This window comes from Herbaspirillum lusitanum P6-12, assembly GCF_000256565.1.
Lineage (GTDB): Bacteria > Pseudomonadota > Gammaproteobacteria > Burkholderiales > Burkholderiaceae_D > Herbaspirillum > Herbaspirillum lusitanum.
Genome location: NZ_AJHH01000473.1, coordinates 1 through 19263 on the forward strand (window position 1 = coordinate 1; position 19263 = coordinate 19263).

Below are 19263 nucleotides of genomic sequence, written 5' to 3' on the forward strand. Positions count from 1 at the left end.
GGCCGGCGTCGGCGGCTTTCTGCGCCCATTGCGTTGCAATGACCTGCTCAGCGGCGCGTTGCTCGCCGGTCGCGATGGCGGCTCCCGCAGCCTGTCGCCTTCCCTGTTGCTGGGCCAGCAGCCATTGGGCTTCGGCCGTGCCGGCATTTGCTTCCGATTCCAGCGCCTTGACGGCCTTGCCCAACATTGCCTGCGCTTCGGGCTGCGCCTGATGCGCCAGCACCATGCGTGCAAATGCCAGCCCGGCCAGCTTGCGCCCGGCGTCAAAAGCACGTTCATACCAGAGTACATAGTCAAGCGGACGCGGCGCCTGCGCCACGACCTCATAGGGAATATGCTCGCCAATCAGCGTCCAGGCATCCGGCATTCCCTGACGCGCCGCGCGGTCAAGCCAATGCAACGCGGTGGCGAAGCTCTGCGGCAATCCGTTGCCGCCAAATAAATAGCGCCGGCCCAGCGCCAGTTGCGCTTCCGCCTGACCGGCGCGCGCCGCGCGGATAATTGCCAAATCTTCCCGACTCGCCATAAATCAATCCAAGCACTCTTTCGAAGGAAAAAATTATCCCCTATAAATCATGATATTTTTTTAATACCTGCTTTAAGAGATCAATTTGGAGCTTTAAAACAACAATTCAAGTCTTTAATAACGTCTTTGTTGCCGCAAAGGCAACCAAATAGTCAGAGTCCCCTCGTTACCTCCGGAAAATCCCGATTGTGGGAGATTCACCTCGAAAGCGTTAGAAAAAAACAACAATCGTGCCGGAGTTTCGGAATTTCAACCAAAACTTTGTCCGCCAAACGACCAATCTGAGGCCAGCGCTAATGAGAACCCTTAATGTCTCACCATCCGACTAGATGTACGGATCCTCAAGACTATTTTTATAGAAGGATGTCAAATGAAAAAATCTCTGCTTGCACTGGCCGTTCTCGGCGCGTTTGCAGGTGCTGCACAAGCACAAAGCTCCGTCACTATCTACGGTATCGTTGATACCGGCGTTACTTACACAAGCAAAGTTCAAAGCAGCGCTGCAGGAGCTCCTCTTACCACCGGCAGCAAGTTTGCAATGAACTCCGGCGTTATCCAAGGTTCGCGCATCGGTTTCAAGGGCGTTGAAGATCTGGGCGGCGGTTTGAGCGCAGTGTTCAACCTGGAAACTGGCTTCAAGAACGACACTGGTGCTTTGGATGACTCCAAGACATCGAACACATTGTTCCGTCGCAAGTCGGTTGTTGGTCTGGCCGGTGGCTTCGGTTCCGTTCTGTTGGGTCGTCAGACTGACTGGGCTGATACCATCAGCGCCTACACAGCTGTTGCAGACTTCGGTGGCGTCATTGCAAACTCCGGTTCGGCTCTGAACCGTTTGCAAGGTACTCGTGTTAACAACTCGATCAACTATACAACAGCTAATCTGAGCGGTTTCACAGGTAACCTGATCTATGGCTTCGGCGAAACAGCTGGCAAGACTTCGGCTGGCCAATCGTTCGGTCTGGGCGCTAAGTACGACAACGGCCCACTGGGTCTGGGTATCAACTATTTCCAATCGAAGCAAGGCGCAACGCCTAGCGACACATCGTTGCAAACTACTCCTGCTACTGGCGTTGTTGGCACAGGTGCCGGTTTGACTACAATCGGAACCACCGATGTCCAAGGTAGCACAGCTGCCAAGGTCCTGAATCTGGTTGCTAGCTACCAGTTCGGCCCAGCACGCGTCTATGGTAACTGGTCCCGCGTCAAGCAAGACCTGAATACTGCAGCGAACATTGCTCCAACACTGCCATCGACAGCAACACGTGCTACTACAGCAACTTTGGCTCTGGCACGCAAGGCTGACATGTTTGAACTGGGTACAGCATACTCGCTGACACCATCGTTGAAGTTGCTGGCTGCAGTTGAGTACACAACTGCATCTTTCGACACTCTGAACGGCAAGGGTAAGCTGACTCAGTACAACCTGGGCGCTGACTACTGGCTGTCCAAGCGTACTGACCTGTACGCATTCGTGTCGAACCTGCGTGCTAAAGACATGAAGAACCCAGGTGTTGCAGCTGACACAACTGGTACCGACTCGAGCCAAACAGCTCTGACTGTTGGTATCCGTCACAAGTTCTAATTTAAGCGTCTGAACCTCTGGCGTGCAAACGTCAGAATCAGAAACTTAGCTTGAACGATTCGGGCTTACATGAGCAATCATGTAAGCCCGTTTTTATTGGGAAAGCGGTCTCATCGCCTTCGCCAAGAATTCAAGTTGTCAGCATTACCGATAGCGTAGATAATCTCGCGATATTGCGGCAATGCAATCCGGTGCGCCTGGCGCGACTTCCCGGAACAACCACACTCAAAAAAACGCACATGACCACCCATCTGGACTCCGATTCGATCGCCGACTATCTGCTCGACCATCCGCACTTCTTCGAAGAGCATGCCGAATTGCTCGGCAGGATCAGGTTGACCAGCCCTTTGCTGGGTCGCGCCATCTCCTTGCAGGAACGCCAGATGGAAATCCTGCGTGAAAAGATCAAGGTGCAAGAGCTGCACATGGCCGATCTGATGCGGATCGCCCAGGAAAACGACGAGATCACCGGCAAATTCCAAGCCTGGACGCGCGCCCTGCTGCTGGCGCGCAATGACGCCGACCTGCCGCAGGCGCTGGCCGGCAAGCTGCAGGAAATCTTCAACGTCCCGCAGGTCACGTTGCGCCTGTGGAACGTCGCCGAAAGCCACAACGACAATTGGTACACCGCCGCCGTCTCGGAAGATGCGCGTATTTTTGCCAATGGCCTGACGACACCGTTCTGCGGCGCCAACAACGATTTCGAAGCCGCCGGCTGGCTGGAAGACGCCGCTTCCGTGAAGTCGCTGGCGATGCTGCCGCTGCGCGTGGGCGCGGCGCCGGAAGCCTTTGGTTTGCTGGTACTCGGCTCCCCCGACCCAAGCCGCTTCAGCGCCGACATGGCTACCGATTTCCTGAGCCGCATCAGCGAAACCGCCAGCGCAGCGCTGGCCTGCCTGCTACACTGATTTATCCCGACTTCCCTCCAGACCGTGTGAGCGCCGACGCCAATCAAGCCGAAATCGACCGCTATCTCGACTCCCTGCTGAGCCAGCGCATGCTGTCGCCGCACACGGTGAGCAATTACGGTCGCGATCTGGCCGAGTTATCCGAGCTGGCGCACGCCGCCAGTGCGGAGTTGGACGCAGTCTCCCATTTCCAGATACGCAAGTTCGCCGCGCAATTGCACGGCCGCGGCCTCAATGCCCGCTCCATCGCACGCAAGTTGTCGGCTTGGCGCGGCTTCTACGACTGGCTGTCCGAACAGGGCCGGTTGAAGTCGAATCCGGTCGACGGCGTCAAAGCACCCAAGAAAGCCAAGCCGCTGCCCAAGGCGCTGGCCGCCGATGACGCCGTCCATTTGGTGTCGCAGGCCAATCCGCTCAAGGACCCCGCCGCACCTGCCCAGCTATGCAATCGCGCCATGTTCGAATTGCTGTACTCCAGCGGCTTGCGGGTTTCCGAACTGGTTGGCCTCGACGTGCAGTACCGCCAGGAAGCAGGCTATGTCTCGGCCGGCTGGATCGACATGGACAGCAATGAAGTGACCGTCACCGGCAAAGGCAACAAGATGCGCAGCGTGCCGGTCGGCAAACCGGCCATGGAAGCGCTCAAAGCCTGGTTGAGCGCGCGCGAGACCGTGATGGGGGGTCATGCCGACGCCGAGCGGCGCGCGCTGTTCCTGAGCGAGCGCGGTGCGCGCATGTCGCCGCGGGTAGCGCAATTGCGCCTCAAAGCGCACGGCCAGGCGCTGGGCCTGGCCACCAACGTCCATCCGCATGTGTTGCGCCACTCCTTCGCCTCCCACGTCCTGCAAGGCTCAGGCGACTTGCGTGCAGTGCAGGAGATGCTTGGCCATGCGTCAATCGCCGCGACCCAGGTCTACACCTCGCTCGACTTCCAGCGCCTGGCGCAGGTCTATGACGCCGCCCATCCGCGCGCCAAGAAAATCGCCGGCAAATAAGCTTCGTTCCCACGTCCGGCCAAAGCCGCCGCCGGCGAATTGCGGCATAATTCGGATAGGTCACCGACCGGGCGCCGCATCTGCGGGCCGCCCTCACATCAGCCGCACCAGCCACTCTAGCGATATGCCATGAAATCCAAAGCCGACATCACCGCCAACGCTCTGCCCCATGATCCCGCCGCTGCGCAGGCTCTGGCCGAGCTGCAATTGCGCGATGCGTCGGTGCGCGTCACGCAGGCGCGCGTCAGCGTCCTGGCGGCGCTGCTCAGTGCGCGCAGCGCGGTGTCGCATCAGGATATCCAGGACAAGCTGGTCGACATGGATCGCGTCACGCTGTATCGCGCGCTCGACTGCCTGACCGAGGCCGGGCTGGCGCACAAGATCGCCAGCGATGACCGCATCTTCCGCTACAACGCCGGCACCGGCGCCGAACATCACGATCACGGCAGCCATGGCGGCCATCAACACACCCACGGCCATGCCCAGCATCAGCACGGTCATTTCAAATGCACGCGCTGCGCCCGGGTGTTTTGCCTGGACGGCAGCGGCGAAGCCGGGTTTCTTGAAAGTGTTTTGCCTTCATCGGGGAAGCGCCAAACCACGGCGGCGCAATTGCAGACCGCCCTGCAAAAATCCCTCGGCAAGGGCTTTCGCAGTCACGAAATCGAACTGACCATCAAGGGTTGGTGCGCCGACTGCGCCGACGATTGAGTATTCGGCTGACGCCACTGAAGCCGCTGAATACGGGTGAATACCGCTTATTCGCGCTTATTCGCGCTTATTCCCGCTTATTCCTTGTAAGCGCCGGCCAGGCGACGCAAATGGCTGGTCAGCTGTCGCACCGAACGCACCTTCACATCGACATATGACGGATGCATTGTCTGCATCCTGCGCACGCCGGCCGCTGAAAAATGCGGATTGCCGACCAGGTATTGGGTGATCCACGCCGTGCGCACGCCCAGCTCCTTGGCCGACTTCAGATTGACCACGGTGTCTTCCACCAGGATGCAGCGATGCGCCGGGACACGCTCACGCGCCAGCAACTGTTGCAGCATCTGCCGCGACGGTTTGGGCTTGAGCTTGCCGTGCACGCGCATCGATTCGATGGAGATGTGCTTGTCGAAATGACGATGCAGGCCCAGATGTCGCACCACGTCGCGCGAGTAACGCAACGGCGCATTGGTCAGCAGGATCTTGCGTCCCGGCAGGCGCTTGAGCAGGTTCAGCAAGCCGCGCTCGGCGCGGATCATGCCGAACAGGTCGTCGAAGTCATGCGCGTCGCGCAGGAAGTCTTCCGGCCGCACCTGATGATGCTGCACCATCCCCAGCAAGGTCGCACCGTACAGGCGCCAGTAGCGCTGGCGCATGGCGTCGACGGCGTCCTGATCGGCCGGCAAGCCTTGCTCTTTCAGCACCCGCTCCATGAACAGGTTCATGTTGGCGTTGATCGCGGGGAAGATCGCGTGCGACGCGTTGTGCAGGGTGTTGTCGAGATCGAAAAGCCAGAGCGGTGTAATATTCGGCACGGTAAAACTTGATGTGAATGGATGGAAAGCGCAATGATGCGACGCCTGATTATAGTGACATTCAGCTGGCTGTTCTGCCTTTATCTGCCGCTCGCAAATGCCGCCGAGGCCGCTTCTGCGTCTGTCCGCACGGAGCATCGCGGCGCCTTGTTCAAGGTGCAGGACGCACGCCACACGCTGTATCTGTTCGGCACCATCCATGTCGGCGCCGCCAACTTCTATCCGTTGGAACCGCGCGTGATGCAAGCGTTGGAACAGGCCCCGGCAATCGCGCTCGAAATCGATCCGAAGAAAACGCCCGCCATGCAGGCCGCGGTGCTGCGCTACGGGTTCTATCCCGAAGGCCAGAGCTACCAGACCGACCTCACTCCGCAACTGCAGCAGCAGGTGCAGGCAGCGCTGAAAAAATACAATGTCCCGGCCGAAGCCGTCGCGCGCTTTCGCCCCTGGATGATCGCCAGCCTGCTGACCGTGCAGGAGTTCGGCAGCAAAGGCTATCGTTCCGACCTTGCCGTCGACGGCCATCTGGCCGATTTCGTCACCAAACGCAACAAGCCCGTGATCGAACTGGAAGGCGCCGAAACACAGCTGGCGCTGTTCGGCGCATTGAGCCGGCAACAGCAAACCCTGCTGCTGGAAGACACCCTCAAGGAGCTCGACGATCCCGACAGCGCAGCGCGCGTAGTGGAGTTGGCCGAGTTCTGGCGCACCGCCAACCTGTCCGGGCTGCAAAGCCTGCTCGATGAAATGGCCGGCGACGGCAGCTTCGTCGGCCGCTTTACCAAGGACGTCTTGCTGGACCAGCGCAATCCCGCCCTGGCCGAACGAATCGGCGGCCTGCTCAAGAGCCGCGATCGCATTTTCGCCGCCATCGGCATCCTGCATCTGGTCGGCCCCACCGGCGTGCCGGCGTTGCTGCAACAGCGCGGTTTCAAGGTCGAACGGATTTACTGACCGTCCTCATATACGCATCCACGCTGCAATAAAAAAGGCGCCGCCGGTTTCCCGGGGCGCCTTTTTTTACGCGATGCGCTTGCGATGTTCAGTGCGAGCGGATCATGGTGCCGAACGCCTGTTCGGTCAGCACTTCCAGCAGCAGCGAATGCTCGATGCGGCCGTCGATGATGTGGACGGTGTTCACGCCTGATTTGGCGGCGTCCAGGGCCGAGGAAATCTTCGGCAGCATGCCGCCGGAGATGGTGCCGTCTTCGAACATTTCGTCGATCTCACGCGCCGACAGGTCGGTCAGCAGGTTACCCTTCTTGTCTTGCACGCCGGCAATGTTAGTCATCATGATCAGCTTTTCGGCATGCAGGATCTCGGCGATCTTGCCGGCCACGACATCGGCATTGATGTTGTAAGCCTGGCCGTCGTCGCCGAAGCCGATCGGCGAAATGATCGGGATGAAGGCATCGTCTTGCAGCGCCTTGACCACCGCCGGATTGATTGCCTCGATTTCACCGACGAAGCCGATGTCGAGGAATTGACCCGGATTTTCCTTGTCCGGCATCTGCATCTTGCGCGCACGGATCAGACCGCCGTCCTTGCCGGTCAGGCCCACTGCCTGGCCGCCGTAGTGATTGATCAACATCACGATGTCCTGCTGCACTTCACCGCCCAGCACCCACTCCACCACTTCCATGGTTTCTTCGTCGGTGATGCGCATGCCCTGCACGAAGGTGCCCTGCTTGCCGATTTTCTTGAGCGCATTGTCGATCTGCGGACCGCCGCCGTGCACCACCACCGGATTCATGCCGACCAGTTTCAGCAAGATGACGTCGCGGGCGAAGCCGTGCTTGAGGCGCTCTTCCGTCATCGCATTGCCGCCGTATTTGACGACGATGGTCTTGCCATGGAACTTGCGGATGTACGGCAAGGCTTCGGCCAGGATTTCAGCCTTGATGATGGGGTCAACGTCGGTCAGATCGGTCAAATCGGTCATGTGCAATTCCTGGGCAGGAGAGATATTCGGAATGTCCGCGATTTTACATGGAAAGCGCGATCCGATTGTGGCGGATATGACGTTTTATCGCCCCCATGCAAAATCGGCCTGCGCCCGGCAACCCGCACCGGCCATGCATGGGCGAGACTCAGCCCGTGCAGCTGCGCATTTCCTGGTTGGGGAATTTGGCCTTGAGGCCGTCCAGCGCCGTCTTGGTTGCCGCATCGACATTGCGCCATTGATAAGCCTGCTTGTTCGACGTGACGTTGCGCGCCATGATGCGCGCGCTGCGCACACCCTGAGGAATCAGCCGGCCGATGTAGGCCTTGGCCGCTTCTTCGGTCTTGAATACGCCCAGCGAAATGGCCCAACGCAAGGCCGGATTGGGCTGGGATTCGGGCATCACGTAGAAGTCCTGGATGCCGAGACGGCGCAGTTCGGCCGTCTTGCGGTCGGCGCCCTCCTTGCCGTCCTGCGTGGGGATATAGACCATGTGGCTGGCTGCTTCCTGCACGCTGCGCGTGGTGGGCTTGACCGGCAGGTTGAGGCTGCTCAGTTGGACGTCGAATTTGCGCACTTCGACGGCGTTGAAGTTGCCGATTTCAGTGCAGGCGATGAGCGGGACTGCAGGAGCAGCAGCATCGGCGGGCGCCTTGGCTTCCGGCGGCGTCGCATCCGGCTTGCCTGGTTTCGCGTCCTTGGCGGCATCCTCCGCCGCGGCCGCCGCGACCGTGCCTGCAGGTGCATCGGACTTGGCCGGCGACACCAATTTTTCGCTGTTGGCCGGCAGGATGGTCAGGGTTTCGGGATGCAGTTGCTGCGCCAGGCGTTTGGGCTCGTGGCGCTCGGAGGCTGTCGCGCCGAGATAGCCTCGTTGCATGGCGAACAGGGCCGCATTGCCGATCAACAGTAGCCAAAAAAGCAATTTCAACATGATTTCATCGCCTTCATTCCGTCGCCGCCACATGCAGGCCGATCAGCACCAGATTATCGACTTTTTCGCAGGGCATTGACAAATACGGCGCCAGCACCGGCCCGGCGCCGCCCGCCAGCACGCACAGCACCTCGCCATGCGTTTGCCGGTGCGCAGCGACGGCGCGCTCGATGGCGCCGGTCTGCGCCGCAATACAGCCGGCGATGATGGCGTCGGTGGTGTTGTCGGCAAAAGGCGTGGCGACCGCGTTGATGCTTTGTATCTGCGGCAACTGCGCGGTATTGAGCGCCAGCGACGTCGCCATCACGCCGAGTCCCGGCAAGATCATGCCGCCCAGAAAAACACCGTCGGACGTGACCGCGTCGACCGTAGTAGCGGTACCGCAAGTGGCCACGATCAGCGCACGCTGCGGAAACAGCGCATGCGCGCCAATGGCCGAAGCGAAACGATCGCAGCCGAGCTGGCCGGGATTCTTGTAACGATTGCGCACACCCGCCAGTTGCGGTTGCGATGCGAACCAATCGATGCGCAACTCCTTGCCGAAGGCCGCATGCAGCGTTGCCTGCAAAGCCTCCCGAACCGCAGGACCGGCCACGTTCGAGACCAGCACGCGCACCACAGGCAAACCCTGCCAGGCCTGTGTCAATGCAGCGACCTCACCGCGCGCCACTGCCCCGACATGACGCCAGCGGCCCGCGCCGGCAACCGAGAAAATTTGTTCCGCCGGAACGCCCCATTTGATCAGCGTATTGCCGACATCGATCAGCAGCAACATGTCGCTACTCCCGCAAACGCAAGGACACATCGCCGGCGGTGACGGCCACGCGCCCGCTTGCGGTGTCCATCAGGAAACAGCCCTGCTCATCGACGCCGACGGCAACGCCCTCGTGCAGCATGCGACCGTCGTCGAGAATGCGCACGGCGCGCCCCGTATAAGCGTGCAAACGATTCCAGCGCGCCACGAAATGCGTAAATCCGCGCGCATCGAAATCGGCCAGCGCATCCGACAAGGCGCTCAGCAAAATCGCCAGCAGGCGCTCGCGATCATGCGTCAGCAACTCCGACACGTCGGCCACGGCGCGGCCGATGCGCTGCTGCAGATCCGGCGGCATGGTCAGGTTGACGCCGATGCCGATGACGGTCCAGGTGCCGGCAATACCGGCCGCACCCGCGCCTTTATCCTGCGCGGTCTCGATCAGGATGCCGGCCAGCTTGGCGCCGTCGCGCAGGACGTCGTTGGGCCATTTCAATTCGACATCAATGCCGAAGATGCCGAGCGCCTCGGCCAGCGCAACGCCGACGGCCAGCGGCAAGCCGATCAGCGCATGCAGCGGACGCCCGAATTTCCACGCCAGCGAGAATGTCAGCGCCGACGTTTTGCTGGTCTGCCACGGCCGCCCCGCGCGCCCGCGACCGGCGGTCTGCGACTCGGCCACCAGCAGGACCGGCGCCACCAGCCTGGCGCCGTCGACAGCGGTGACGCGCGCCAGCAGATCGGCATTGGTCGAACCGGTTTCGGCAACCACTTCGACCGCCACGGTCTTGGCGTTGTCGTTGCTGGAACTGGCGATCAATGCGGCGATGCGCTGGGCGGAAATCGTCGTGGCGAGTGAAGTTTCGGTGGCGTGCATGGCGCACATTGTAACGGTTGTGCAAGGTGCAAGCGAAGGAGAAATCGGTTACCCTCGCTGGCATGGACGCTCCTTACCGACCGCCACAATCACCCGCGCCAGCCGCCCCGCCCGCCTCTGCCCCTGCCTCCGCTTCCATCGCAACCGCAGTCGCCCGGCCGACGGCTTCCTCGTTTGCACGCGTCAGTTTGCTGATCTATGCGCTGCTGATCGTGTACGCCAGCTGGTATCCTTTTTCGGGCTGGCGCGACATGGGATTGCTGCCCTACGATTATCTGTGGGCGCGCCTGCCGTATTACTGGACCGGCTTCGACCTCTGGACCAATGTGATCGGCTATGCGCCATTCGGCGCACTGGTGGTGTATGCACTATATCCACGGGTGCGTTCCGTGTGGGCGGTGCTGCTTGGCACGCTGGCCGGCGTGGCCTTGTCGGCCGTGATGGAAGCAGTGCAAACCTACCTGCCCACGCGCATTCCCTCCAATCTCGATCTCATCACCAACAGTTGCGGCACCTTTCTGGGCGCGCTGATCGGCGCCTGGACCAGTCGCTACTTTCTGCGCCAGAGCCGCTTGCTGGAAATACGGCGCAGCTGGTTCTCGCGCGAAGCCAGCCGCGGTCTGGTGGTGGTCGGGCTGTGGCCGCTGGCGCTGATCTATCCGCAAAACCATCTGTTCGGCCTCGGCCACGTGGTGCCGCCGCTGTCAAGCTTGCTGTCGGACCTGCTCGACACGCCGATCGATCTCGCCACCTGGTGGACCAACAATGCCCAGCTCAGCGCCGAGCAATACTGGCTGGCCGAAATCATCGTCACCGCCTGCGGCCTCACCGGCGCCGTACTGACCATGCTCCTGCTGCTGCGCAAGCCGGCGCCGCGCAACATGCTGATGGCGATCTACCTGTTCGGTGCGGTGTTCATCAAGTCGCTCTCATGCGCATTGTTCTTCGCGCCGGAAAACGCCTTCGCCTGGTTCACGCCGGGCGCGGCCGGCGGCATGATCGTCGGCGGCCTGATGCTGGCCGGCCTGTCGTTCGCACCGCCGGTGGCGCAACGACGCATCGCCGGGCTGGCGCTGATCTTCAGCCTGCTGGCGACCAATGCGGTGCCGGCCAATCCGTATTTCGTCTCGACGCTACAAACCTGGGTACAGGGAAAATTCCTCAATTTCGACGGCGCCGCGCAATTCCTCTCGGTGCTGTGGCCGTTCCTGGCGCTGTGGTTCCTGTATCACCCGGTACATCGCAAGGCCGGCGGCCAAGGCGCACCCAAATGACGAGGTGTATCATGACGCCTTTGATCTACTCGGAACATCGCCATGGCAGACACTCCTGACACCGCCGACAAGCCGTTCTACGAACATCACGTCTTTTTCTGCCTGAACCAGCGCAAGCCGGGCGAACGCACCTGCTGCGCCGACAAGGGCGCACAGGCCGCGCAGGAACATGCCAAGAAGCGCATCAAGCAACTCGGCCTGGCCGGCGAAGGCAAGGTGCGCATCAACAAGGCCGGCTGCCTGGAACGCTGCGAAGAAGGCCCGGTCGTGGTCATCTATCCGCAAGGCACCTGGTACACCTACGTCGACAACGAAGACATCGATGAAATCATCGATTCGCACATCGTCGGCGGCAAGATCGTCGACCGCCTCAAAATCTGAATACGCCTCTTCCCGGGCGCATAAACGCATGAACGCACAAACACAAGCCTTTCTGATCCCCGGCGCCGCCGGCCAGCTGGAATGCGCGCTGGACCTGCATTCGCATGCACTGGCGCCGATCGCCGACCTGCCGGTGCTGGAAGTCATCTCGGCGGTGCACATTTTGTCTGACCTGACTTTGCCGCTGGGCACGGTCGCTTACGATTATCTTGCTAAATAGTTTTGTTCAATATTTTTGCTCAATATCTTGCTTAATAAAAGGGAATGTCATGGTACTCAAAGATAAAGTCGCTCTGATCACGGGCGCAGCCAGCGGTATCGGCAAAGAAATCGCCATCGAATACGCCAAGGCCGGCGCCAAGGTCGTCATCGCCGATCTGGCGCTCGACGCCGCCAAGGCCGCCGCCGAAGAAATCAACAAGAGCGGCGGCACCTCGCGCTGGTGGCCCATCCGCATCCGCTGTACGGCGGCACCATGGACAACAAGGTCGCACAAACGCTGGCGCGCTCGTTCCTGGCGCTCGGCTATGTCACCGTCCGGATGAATTTCCGCGGCGTCGGCAAATCCGCAGGCGTGCATGACCACGGCCACGGCGAAACCGACGACATGGCGCTCTTGCTGGCGCACATGCGCACGCAATATCCCGACCTGCCAGTGACGCTGGGCGGCTTCTCGTTCGGCACCTTCGTGCAGGCCCAACTGCAGCAGCGCCTGATTGCAGAAGGCACACCCGCCGAACGCCTGGCCCTGGTCGGCACCGCCGCCGGCAAATGGCCGATGCCGCCGGTCCCGGCCGACACCATCCTGATCCATGGCGAGCTGGACGACACCATTCCGCTCACGGCGGTGCTGGACTGGGCGCGCCCGCAGGAACTGCCGGTCATCGTGATCCCTGGCGCGGATCACTTTTTTCACCGTAAATTGCAACATATCAAAACACTGATAGTCCAAATGTGGCATCGCTGAACCTGCTTTGGCTCTTGCAGCGAGCCCCAAAACAGGTTTGAAGCACGCAAACGGACGCCGCACAGCCTTGTTGTCAGGCTCGACGTTTATAATCCCGTTGCGATGTTCACTCATCTCTTTTCAAACGACAGTCCCGCATGCAGTCCGGCGGGACACATTTTTTTACACCCAAAGATGAAAAAACTACTCGCGGCCATTGCCGCAACCGTCCTGAGCTTCTCGGCAGCCGCCCAGAGCCTTCCACCTCCCAGCGTCGCCGCCAAATCGTGGCTGCTGCTGGATGCGTCGAGCAATCAGATCATCGCTTCGCAGGAAGCCGACACGCGCGTCGAACCGGCTTCGCTGGTCAAGCTGATGACCGCTTACCTGGCCTTTGCCGCCGTGCGCGACAAGCGTCTCGACCTGAACCAGGAAATCAGCGTCTCGGTCAATGCCTGGAAAGTCGATCCGAGCAGCTCCAAGATGTTCATCGAGCCGAACAAGCCGGTCTCGGTCAACAACCTGCTGTACGGTCTGATCTCGGTCTCCGGCAATGACGCCGCCGTGGCGCTGTCCGAAGCCGTCTCCGGCACCACCGACGCTTTCGTCGTGCTGATGAACCGCGAAGCGCAACGCCAGGGCCTGACCGGCACCCACTTCAGCAACCCGCACGGTTTGCCGAGCCCGGACACGTACACGACCGCGCGCGACCTGGCGATCCTGTGCCGCAACCTGATCAACGACTTCCCCGACTTCTACAAAATCTATTACTCGGTCAAGAAGTTCACCTATAACAACATCACCCAGCCCAACCGCAACCGCCTGCTGTGGCTCGACCCGACCGTCGACGGCATGAAGACCGGCCACACCGACAGCGCCGGCTATTCGCTGATCACCTCGGCCAAGCGTCCGGTCGCCAACGGCGAACGCCGCCTGATCTCGGTCGTCATCGGCACCGTATCCGACCAGGTCCGCACGCAGGAAAGCCAGAAGCTGCTGAACTGGGGCTTCCAGAATTTCGACGCCGTGAAGCTGTACAGCAAGGGCCAGGCAGTCGACACGCCTGACGTGTGGAAGGGTTCGCAAGGCAAGATCAAGATCGGCTTCATGCGCGACGTCTACGTGACAGTGCCGAAGGGCACCGCCGACAAGATCAAGCCGCGCGTTGAACGCAACGATCCGCTGATCGCGCCGATTTCGGAAAACGCCAAGGTCGGTACATTGAAGATCATGATCGACGACAAGGCCGTCACCGAATTGCCGCTGGTGGCGCTGGAATCGGTCGGCCCGGCCGGCATCTTCGGCCGCGCCTGGGATTCGCTGCGCTTGCTGTTCAAATAATCCAGGCCTGTCGGGCGCGACGTGCAGCGTGCAGCTCGCGCCCACAAAAAAAAGCCACCGCGAGGTGGCTTTTTTACGGCCGTCCGCCGAAGGGGCAACGGACAACCGGCTTGCAATTGCTGCTTACGCTACCGCTGCTTCCTTGGCGACAACCGGTGCTTCTTCCGGCGCCGAGCTGCGGATCAGGTGATCGAAGGCGCTCAATGCCGCCTTGGACCCTTCACCCACCGCGATCACGATCTGCTTGTACGGCACCGTCGTCACGTCGCCGGCAGCGAACACGCCGGGAATCGAGGTCTGGCCCTTGGCGTCGATTTCGATTTCGCCGTGCTTGCTCAGCGCAACGGTACCCTTCAACCACTCAGTGTTCGGCACCAGGCCGATCTGGACGAATACGCCTTCCAGTTCGATGTGCTTCACTTCGCCGCTGATGCGTTCCTTGTAGCTGATGCCGTTGACCTTCTTGCCGTCGCCGGTGATTTCGCTGGTCTGCGCCGAGGTGATGATGGTGACGTTAGGCAGGCTCTTCAGCTTGCGCACCAGCACGGCATCGGCCTTCAGTTCAGCCGCGAATTCCAGCAGCGTGACATGGCTGACGATGCCGGCCAGGTCGATTGCCGCTTCCACGCCGGAATTGCCGCCGCCGATCACCGACACGCGCTTGCCCTTGAACAGCGGGCCGTCGCAATGCGGGCAGTACGCCACGCCGTGGTTGCGGTATTCGTCCTCGCCCGGCACGTTGACTTGCCTCCAGCGCGCGCCGGTCGACAGGATCACGGTCTTGCCCTTCAGCACGCCGCCGTTGGCCAGCCTGACTTCGATCATGCCATCGCCGGGCACCAGCGCTTCGGCGCGTTGCGTGTTCATGATGTCGACGTCGTAGGTGCGGACGTGTTGTTCCAGCGCGGTGGCGAATTGCGGGCCTTCGGTTTCCTTGACGGAGACGAAGTTTTCAATCGCCAGCGTATCCAGCACCTGGCCGCCGAAACGTTCAGCGACGACGCCGGTGCGAATGCCCTTGCGCGCTGCATAGATCGCAGCCGCTGCGCCGGCGGGACCGCCGCCGACGATCAGCACGTCGTAGGCTTCTTTCGCGCTCAGTTCTTCACCCTTGCGGGCGGCGGCGCCGGTATCGAGCTTGGCGAGGATTTCTTCCACGCCGGTGCGGCCCTGGCCGAACACTTCGCCGTTCATGTAGACGGTCGGCACGGCCATGATCTGGCGCTTCTCGACTTCGTCCTGGAACAGCGCGCCGTCCACCGTCACCGAGCGGATGCGCGGGTTGATGATCGACATCACGTTGAGCGCCTGCACGACTTCCGGGCAGTTCTGGCAAGTCAGCGAGATATAGGTTTCAAACGAGTAATCGCCATCCAGATTACGGATTTGTTCGATCACCTTGTCGTCGAGCTTGATGGGGTGGCCGCCGACTTGCAGCAGCGCCAGCACCAGCGACGTAAATTCGTGGCCCATCGGGATACCGGCGAACTGCACGCTGATATCGGTACCGGGGCGATTCAATGAAAAGGATGGCTTGCGCACGGCGTGATCGTTGCGCTCGACCAGCGTGATGCGCTCGGACAGCGTGACGATTTCCTGCAGCAGCTCCTGCAACTCATGAGACTTGGCGCCATCATCCAGCGACGCGACGATCTCGATAGGCTGCGTGACCTTTTCCAGGTAGGCTTTCAATTGGGCTTTGAGATTGGCATCCAGCATGATGATTTCCACTTTCCTCTGATGTGAGACTTCAATATTGTCCGGACTCCGCCGCTCGGCCTCGTGAGCTCTGCGGCGTTGCTTGCGCCGAATCCGGACGGGTGCTTCAGTTTTTGTTTCTGTACTTCTTGATCACTGCATTAAATCGCTTTGCGATTCAAATCAGATCTTGCCGACCAGATCCAACGATGGCTTCAGAGTTTCTGCGCCTTCGGTCCATTTGGCTGGGCAAACTTCACCTGGGTGCGAAGCAACGTATTGCGCTGCCTTGACCTTGCGCAGCAGTTCGGAAGCGTCGCGGCCGATACCGTTGTCATGGATTTCCAGAACCTTGATCTGGCCTTCCGGATTGATCACGAAAGTACCGCGCAGTGCCAGACCTTCTTCTTCGATCAGGACTTCGAAGTTGCGAGCCAGCGTTGCGGTTGGGTCGCCGACCAGTGGGTATTGCACTTTCTTGATGGCGTCCGAAGTGTCGTGCCATGCCTTGTGCGCGAAATGGGTATCGGTCGACACGCCGTAGATTTCCACGCCCATCTTCTTGAATTCAGCGTAGTTGTTGGCCAGGTCTTCCAGTTCGGTCGGGCAGACGAAAGTAAAGTCAGCTGGGTAGAACACGAACACGGACCATTTGCCCTTCAGGCTTGCTTCGGTGATGTCGACGAATTTGCCGTCGTGGTAAGCAGTTGCTTTGAATGGCTTGACTGTCGTATTGATCAGGGACATTGCGTTTCCTTTACTTAGGGGTTGAAAGAGAGTGAAGAGATAGTAAAGCGCCTCTATATATTAATCAAATTTATTTGTTTAATACTTTCGATTGCGTTTGACTATCAACATTCGTGTGGAACGGCTTGCCGTCATACCAAGGGATACGCTGCATATGGGCGCGAAAGCGCCGGATGCAACCGCCGGGGCTTGCTGCGACGGAACTGCGGATCGCTTACACTGCCGGCTCACCGTTCGATTGAAATCAGGAGACGGGGTTCGTTCCCGCCGCAATATTACTTCAGCACGGCAACACGCGTGTGACGAGGCAAAATAGACGATGACCAGCAAACCGACCGCTTCCCGCCGCGCCGATTATCCCCATTTCCACGCCCTGCAGACGCGCTGGATGGACAACGACGTCTACGGCCACGTCAACAACGTCGTGTATTACAGCTGGTTCGACACCGCCGTGAATCATTTCCTGATGGCAAGCCGGGCGCTTGACATCCCGGGCGGCGACGTCATCGGCCTGGTCATTGAGACTCACTGCAATTATTTCGCGCCGGTCAGCTTTCCGGACACGGTGCAGATCGGCGTGCGCGTAGCGAGCGTGGGCAACTCCAGCGTGCGCTACGAGGTGGGCATTTTCCGTGAAGGCGGCGACACCGCCGCAGCGCAGGGACACTTCATCCACGTCTACGTCGACGCTGCGACACGACGGCCGGTGACGGTGCCGGAGCGCATGCGCTCGGTGCTTCGGACGATTTTGCGGGCATAAAAAAACGGCCATCTTTCGATGGCCGATTTTGCTTGGCAGTACAGAACGCAGCTTGAACGATTACGCCGCCAGCTTCTTCTGCAGCGCCACCTTCACTTCCACCAGCTCGCGCGGCAGATTGTGCTTGAGCTTGTCGAACAGCTCGGTGTGCAATTCAACCTCCCGGGCCCAGGCCGCCTTGTCGATCGAAGTGATCGTGGCGAACTGTTCCGGCGTGAAGTCGATGCCGTCCCATTGCAGGTCTTCGTAACGCGGCGACACCCCGAAGATGTGGGGAACGCCGCCGACGCGCACGCCTTGCGGATCTTCAATGCGTTCCAGCATCCACTTCAGCACGCGCATGTTGTCGCCGAAGCCGGGCCAGACGAACTTGCCGTCGGCGTCGGTGCGGAACCAGTTGACACAGTAGATCTTCGGCAGTTCGGCCGGCGATGCGGCGATCTTGCGACCGAGGTTCAGCCAGTGCTGGAAGTAGTCGCTCATGTTGTAGCCGGCGAACGGCAGCATCGCGAACGGATCGCGGCGCACCACGCCTTGCTGGCCGACGGCGGCAGCAGTGGTTTCGGATCCCATGGTCGCAGCCATGTAGACGCCTTCCACCCAGTTGCGCGCTTCGGTTACCAGCGGCACCGTGGTCGAACGGCGACCGCCGAAGATGAAGGCCGAAATCGGCACGCCGGCCGGATCATCCCAAGCGGCATCGATGACGGGATTCTGTGTCGCGGCGACGGTGAAGCGCGCGTTCGGATGCGCCGCCTTGCGGCCGGTTTCCTTGGCGATTGCCGGCGTCCAGTCCTTGCCCTGCCAGTCGATCAGATGGGCCGGCGCTTCCTTGGTCATGCCCTCCCACCAGACGTCGCCGTCGTCGGTCAGCGCGACGTTGGTGAAGATGGTGTTGGCGCGCAGCGAGGCCATGCAGTTGAAGTTGGTCTTTTCGTTGGTGCCCGGAGCCACGCCGAAATAACCCGCTTCCGGATTGATCGCGTAGAGACGGCCGTCCTCACCCGGTTTGATCCAGGCGATGTCGTCGCCGATGGTGGTGACTTTCCAGCCGTCGAAGGACTTCGGCGGAATCAGCATGGCGAAGTTGGTCTTGCCGCAGGCCGACGGGAACGCCGCTGCGACATAATGCTTCTTGCCCTCTGGCGATTCGACGCCGAGGATCAGCATGTGTTCCGCCAGCCAGCCCTGATCACGGCCCATGGTCGATGCGATGCGCAGTGCAAAGCACTTCTTGCCCAGCAGCGCATTGCCGCCGTAGCCGGAACCGTAGGACCAGATTTCGTGGGTCTCGGGATAATGGACGATGTACTTGGTCGGGTTGCATGGCCAGGCGACGTCTTTCTCGCCGGCTTGCAGCGGTGCGCCAACGGTATGCACGCATGGCACGAAATCGCCGTCAGTACCCAGCACGTCATACACGGCCTTCCCCATGCGGGTCATGATGCGCATGTTCACGGCGACGTAAGGAGAATCGGACAGCTCGACGCCGATATGGGCGATCGGCGAACCCAGCGGGCCCATCGAGAACGGCACCACGTACAAGGTGCGCCCGCGCATGCTGCCGTCAAACAGACCGTTGAGGGTCGTGCGCATTTCGGCGGGGTCGGTCCAGTTGTTGGTCGGGCCGGCGTCGTCCTTGTTCTTCGAGCAGATGAAGGTGCGGTCTTCCACGCGCGCCACGTCGGACGGATCGGAACAGGCCAGGTAGCTGTTCGGACGCTTGTCCTGATTGAGTTTCTTCATGGTGCCGGCGGCGACCATTTCGGCGCACAGGCGATCGTATTCTTCCTGCGAACCATCGCACCAGTAGATGCTTTCCGGCTTGGTCAGCGCGGCGATCTCGGCGACCCAGTTGATCAGTTTTTGGTGTTTGACGAAAGCCGGGGCGTTCAATGCGGCGACGCTTTCCATGACAGGTTGATTCATAAACACTACCTCCAATGCCTAAAGTTAAATCGAATTCGTTGGCACGGCAGGATCGTCGTTGCATGCAGCCGGCGAGGCGGGTGGCGCCATCAGCCGGTGGTACGGCGGTCTTGTCGAATGCTTCAGTCGCGACTGAAAAG

18 protein-coding genes and 3 pseudogenes are annotated in these 19263 nt (G+C 60.5%); 12 read left to right on the forward strand and 9 right to left on the reverse strand.

The features are described 5' to 3' along the window. On the reverse strand, positions 1 to 508 hold a 508-nt coding region (locus HLUSI_RS28955; protein ID WP_040503547.1), incomplete at its 3' end, for an SEL1-like repeat protein. Positions 509 to 896: 388 nt separating this feature from the next. On the opposite strand from HLUSI_RS28955, the gene HLUSI_RS0115620 reads away from it, so the two are divergent. From HLUSI_RS0115620 to HLUSI_RS0115635, 4 genes are all read left to right on the forward strand, one after another. Then, entirely contained in the window at positions 897 to 2111 is a 1215-nt protein-coding gene (locus HLUSI_RS0115620) for a porin (protein ID WP_016834863.1), read from the forward strand. A 239-nt stretch (positions 2112 to 2350) separates the two neighbouring features. Next, positions 2351 to 3019 (forward strand): DUF484 family protein, encoded by a 669-nt coding sequence (locus HLUSI_RS0115625; RefSeq protein WP_016834864.1) that lies wholly within the window; start codon positions 2351 to 2353, stop codon positions 3017 to 3019. Positions 3020 to 3045: 26 nt separating this feature from the next. Further along, positions 3046 to 4014 (forward strand): tyrosine recombinase XerC, encoded by a 969-nt coding sequence (gene xerC, locus HLUSI_RS0115630; RefSeq protein WP_016834865.1) that lies wholly within the window; start codon positions 3046 to 3048, stop codon positions 4012 to 4014. A gap of 129 nt (positions 4015 to 4143) precedes the next feature. Then, complete coding sequence (locus HLUSI_RS0115635) at positions 4144 to 4725, forward strand: Fur family transcriptional regulator (RefSeq protein ID WP_016834866.1); 582 nt, start codon at positions 4144 to 4146, stop codon at positions 4723 to 4725. 77 nt (positions 4726 to 4802) lie between these two features. Here HLUSI_RS0115635 and HLUSI_RS0115640 read toward each other — a convergent pair whose 3' ends face one another. Next, positions 4803 to 5540, reverse strand: a complete 738-nt coding sequence (locus HLUSI_RS0115640; protein WP_016834867.1) for a pyrimidine 5'-nucleotidase — start codon at positions 5538 to 5540, stop codon at positions 4803 to 4805. 54 nt (positions 5541 to 5594) lie between these two features. On the opposite strand from HLUSI_RS0115640, the gene HLUSI_RS0115645 reads away from it, so the two are divergent. Continuing rightward, on the forward strand, positions 5595 to 6494 hold the full coding sequence (locus tag HLUSI_RS0115645) for a TraB/GumN family protein (RefSeq protein WP_238534010.1): 900 nt from the start codon (positions 5595 to 5597) through the stop codon (positions 6492 to 6494). An 88-nt stretch (positions 6495 to 6582) separates the two neighbouring features. Here HLUSI_RS0115645 and argB read toward each other — a convergent pair whose 3' ends face one another. The 4 genes from argB to HLUSI_RS0115665 all read right to left on the reverse strand — a co-directional run bounded on the left by argB (position 6583) and on the right by HLUSI_RS0115665 (position 10056). Then, a complete protein-coding gene (gene argB / locus HLUSI_RS0115650; protein WP_016834869.1) occupies positions 6583 to 7482 on the reverse strand; it encodes an acetylglutamate kinase in 900 nt (299 codons plus the stop codon). Between the two features lie 148 nt (positions 7483 to 7630). Next, positions 7631 to 8416 carry a hypothetical protein gene (locus HLUSI_RS0115655; RefSeq protein WP_016834870.1) on the reverse strand — a complete coding sequence of 262 codons (786 nt, stop codon included), beginning with the start codon at positions 8414 to 8416 and terminating at the stop codon, positions 7631 to 7633. A gap of 13 nt (positions 8417 to 8429) precedes the next feature. Beyond that, complete coding sequence (locus HLUSI_RS0115660; RefSeq protein ID WP_016834871.1) at positions 8430 to 9191, reverse strand: type III pantothenate kinase; 762 nt, start codon at positions 9189 to 9191, stop codon at positions 8430 to 8432. A 4-nt stretch (positions 9192 to 9195) separates the two neighbouring features. After that, positions 9196 to 10056, reverse strand: coding sequence for a biotin--[acetyl-CoA-carboxylase] ligase (locus tag HLUSI_RS0115665; protein ID WP_016834872.1), 861 nt, complete (start codon positions 10054 to 10056; stop codon positions 9196 to 9198). 179 nt (positions 10057 to 10235) lie between these two features. Here HLUSI_RS0115665 and HLUSI_RS0115670 point away from each other — a divergent pair, with 179 nt between their 5' ends. The 6 genes and pseudogenes from HLUSI_RS0115670 to HLUSI_RS0115690 all read left to right on the forward strand — a co-directional run bounded on the left by HLUSI_RS0115670 (position 10236) and on the right by HLUSI_RS0115690 (position 13989). Beyond that, positions 10236 to 11321 carry a VanZ family protein gene (locus HLUSI_RS0115670; RefSeq protein WP_016834873.1) on the forward strand — a complete coding sequence of 362 codons (1086 nt, stop codon included), beginning with the start codon at positions 10236 to 10238 and terminating at the stop codon, positions 11319 to 11321. A gap of 42 nt (positions 11322 to 11363) precedes the next feature. Continuing rightward, positions 11364 to 11702, forward strand: coding sequence for a (2Fe-2S) ferredoxin domain-containing protein (locus HLUSI_RS0115675; protein WP_016834874.1), 339 nt, complete (start codon positions 11364 to 11366; stop codon positions 11700 to 11702). Between the two features lie 85 nt (positions 11703 to 11787). Continuing rightward, positions 11788 to 11922 (forward strand): annotated as a pseudogene (locus tag HLUSI_RS0115680) (acetoacetate decarboxylase family protein); the annotation flags it as partial. A gap of 49 nt (positions 11923 to 11971) precedes the next feature. After that, a pseudogene (locus HLUSI_RS34800) lies at positions 11972 to 12133 on the forward strand (SDR family NAD(P)-dependent oxidoreductase); the annotation flags it as partial. A gap of 2 nt (positions 12134 to 12135) precedes the next feature. Then, positions 12136 to 12669: pseudogene (locus tag HLUSI_RS28960) on the forward strand (alpha/beta hydrolase); the annotation flags it as partial. A gap of 174 nt (positions 12670 to 12843) precedes the next feature. Beyond that, positions 12844 to 13989 carry a D-alanyl-D-alanine carboxypeptidase family protein gene (locus tag HLUSI_RS0115690; RefSeq protein ID WP_016834877.1) on the forward strand — a complete coding sequence of 382 codons (1146 nt, stop codon included), beginning with the start codon at positions 12844 to 12846 and terminating at the stop codon, positions 13987 to 13989. Between the two features lie 123 nt (positions 13990 to 14112). On the opposite strand, the gene ahpF is transcribed toward HLUSI_RS0115690, so the two are convergent. Beyond that, complete coding sequence (gene ahpF, locus HLUSI_RS0115695; RefSeq protein WP_029363584.1) at positions 14113 to 15708, reverse strand: alkyl hydroperoxide reductase subunit F; 1596 nt, start codon at positions 15706 to 15708, stop codon at positions 14113 to 14115. 162 nt (positions 15709 to 15870) lie between these two features. Beyond that, entirely contained in the window at positions 15871 to 16434 is a 564-nt protein-coding gene (gene ahpC, locus HLUSI_RS0115700; protein ID WP_016834879.1) for an alkyl hydroperoxide reductase subunit C, read from the reverse strand. 319 nt (positions 16435 to 16753) lie between these two features. Between ahpC and HLUSI_RS0115705 the strand changes: the two genes are divergently transcribed. Then, complete coding sequence (locus HLUSI_RS0115705; protein ID WP_016834880.1) at positions 16754 to 17194, forward strand: acyl-CoA thioesterase; 441 nt, start codon at positions 16754 to 16756, stop codon at positions 17192 to 17194. 60 nt (positions 17195 to 17254) lie between these two features. Here the strand turns inward: HLUSI_RS0115705 and HLUSI_RS0115710 are convergent, their stop codons facing one another. Further along, positions 17255 to 19123 carry a phosphoenolpyruvate carboxykinase (GTP) gene (locus HLUSI_RS0115710; protein ID WP_029363585.1) on the reverse strand — a complete coding sequence of 623 codons (1869 nt, stop codon included), beginning with the start codon at positions 19121 to 19123 and terminating at the stop codon, positions 17255 to 17257. Between the last annotated feature and the right edge of the window lie 140 nt (positions 19124 to 19263).

What these genes read in the sequence shown, in the direction of transcription:
- HLUSI_RS0115620 (WP_016834863.1), top strand. Translation starts at nt 897, where the DNA reads ATGAAAAAATCTCTGCTTGCACTGGCCGTTCTCGGCGCGTTTGCAGGT.
- HLUSI_RS0115625 (WP_016834864.1), top strand. Translation starts at nt 2,351, where the DNA reads ATGACCACCCATCTGGACTCCGATTCGATCGCCGACTATCTGCTCGAC.
- HLUSI_RS0115635 (WP_016834866.1), top strand. Translation starts at nt 4,144, where the DNA reads ATGAAATCCAAAGCCGACATCACCGCCAACGCTCTGCCCCATGATCCC.
- argB (WP_016834869.1), bottom strand. Translation starts at nt 7,482, where the DNA reads ATGACCGATTTGACCGATCTGACCGACGTTGACCCCATCATCAAGGCT.
- HLUSI_RS0115655 (WP_016834870.1), bottom strand. Translation starts at nt 8,416, where the DNA reads ATGTTGAAATTGCTTTTTTGGCTACTGTTGATCGGCAATGCGGCCCTG.
- HLUSI_RS0115660 (WP_016834871.1), bottom strand. Translation starts at nt 9,191, where the DNA reads ATGTTGCTGCTGATCGATGTCGGCAATACGCTGATCAAATGGGGCGTT.
- HLUSI_RS0115665 (WP_016834872.1), bottom strand. Translation starts at nt 10,056, where the DNA reads ATGTGCGCCATGCACGCCACCGAAACTTCACTCGCCACGACGATTTCC.
- HLUSI_RS0115675 (WP_016834874.1), top strand. Translation starts at nt 11,364, where the DNA reads ATGGCAGACACTCCTGACACCGCCGACAAGCCGTTCTACGAACATCAC.
- HLUSI_RS0115690 (WP_016834877.1), top strand. Translation starts at nt 12,844, where the DNA reads ATGAAAAAACTACTCGCGGCCATTGCCGCAACCGTCCTGAGCTTCTCG.
- ahpF (WP_029363584.1), bottom strand. Translation starts at nt 15,708, where the DNA reads ATGCTGGATGCCAATCTCAAAGCCCAATTGAAAGCCTACCTGGAAAAG.
- ahpC (WP_016834879.1), bottom strand. Translation starts at nt 16,434, where the DNA reads ATGTCCCTGATCAATACGACAGTCAAGCCATTCAAAGCAACTGCTTAC.
- HLUSI_RS0115705 (WP_016834880.1), top strand. Translation starts at nt 16,754, where the DNA reads ATGACCAGCAAACCGACCGCTTCCCGCCGCGCCGATTATCCCCATTTC.
- HLUSI_RS0115710 (WP_029363585.1), bottom strand. Translation starts at nt 19,123, where the DNA reads ATGAATCAACCTGTCATGGAAAGCGTCGCCGCATTGAACGCCCCGGCT.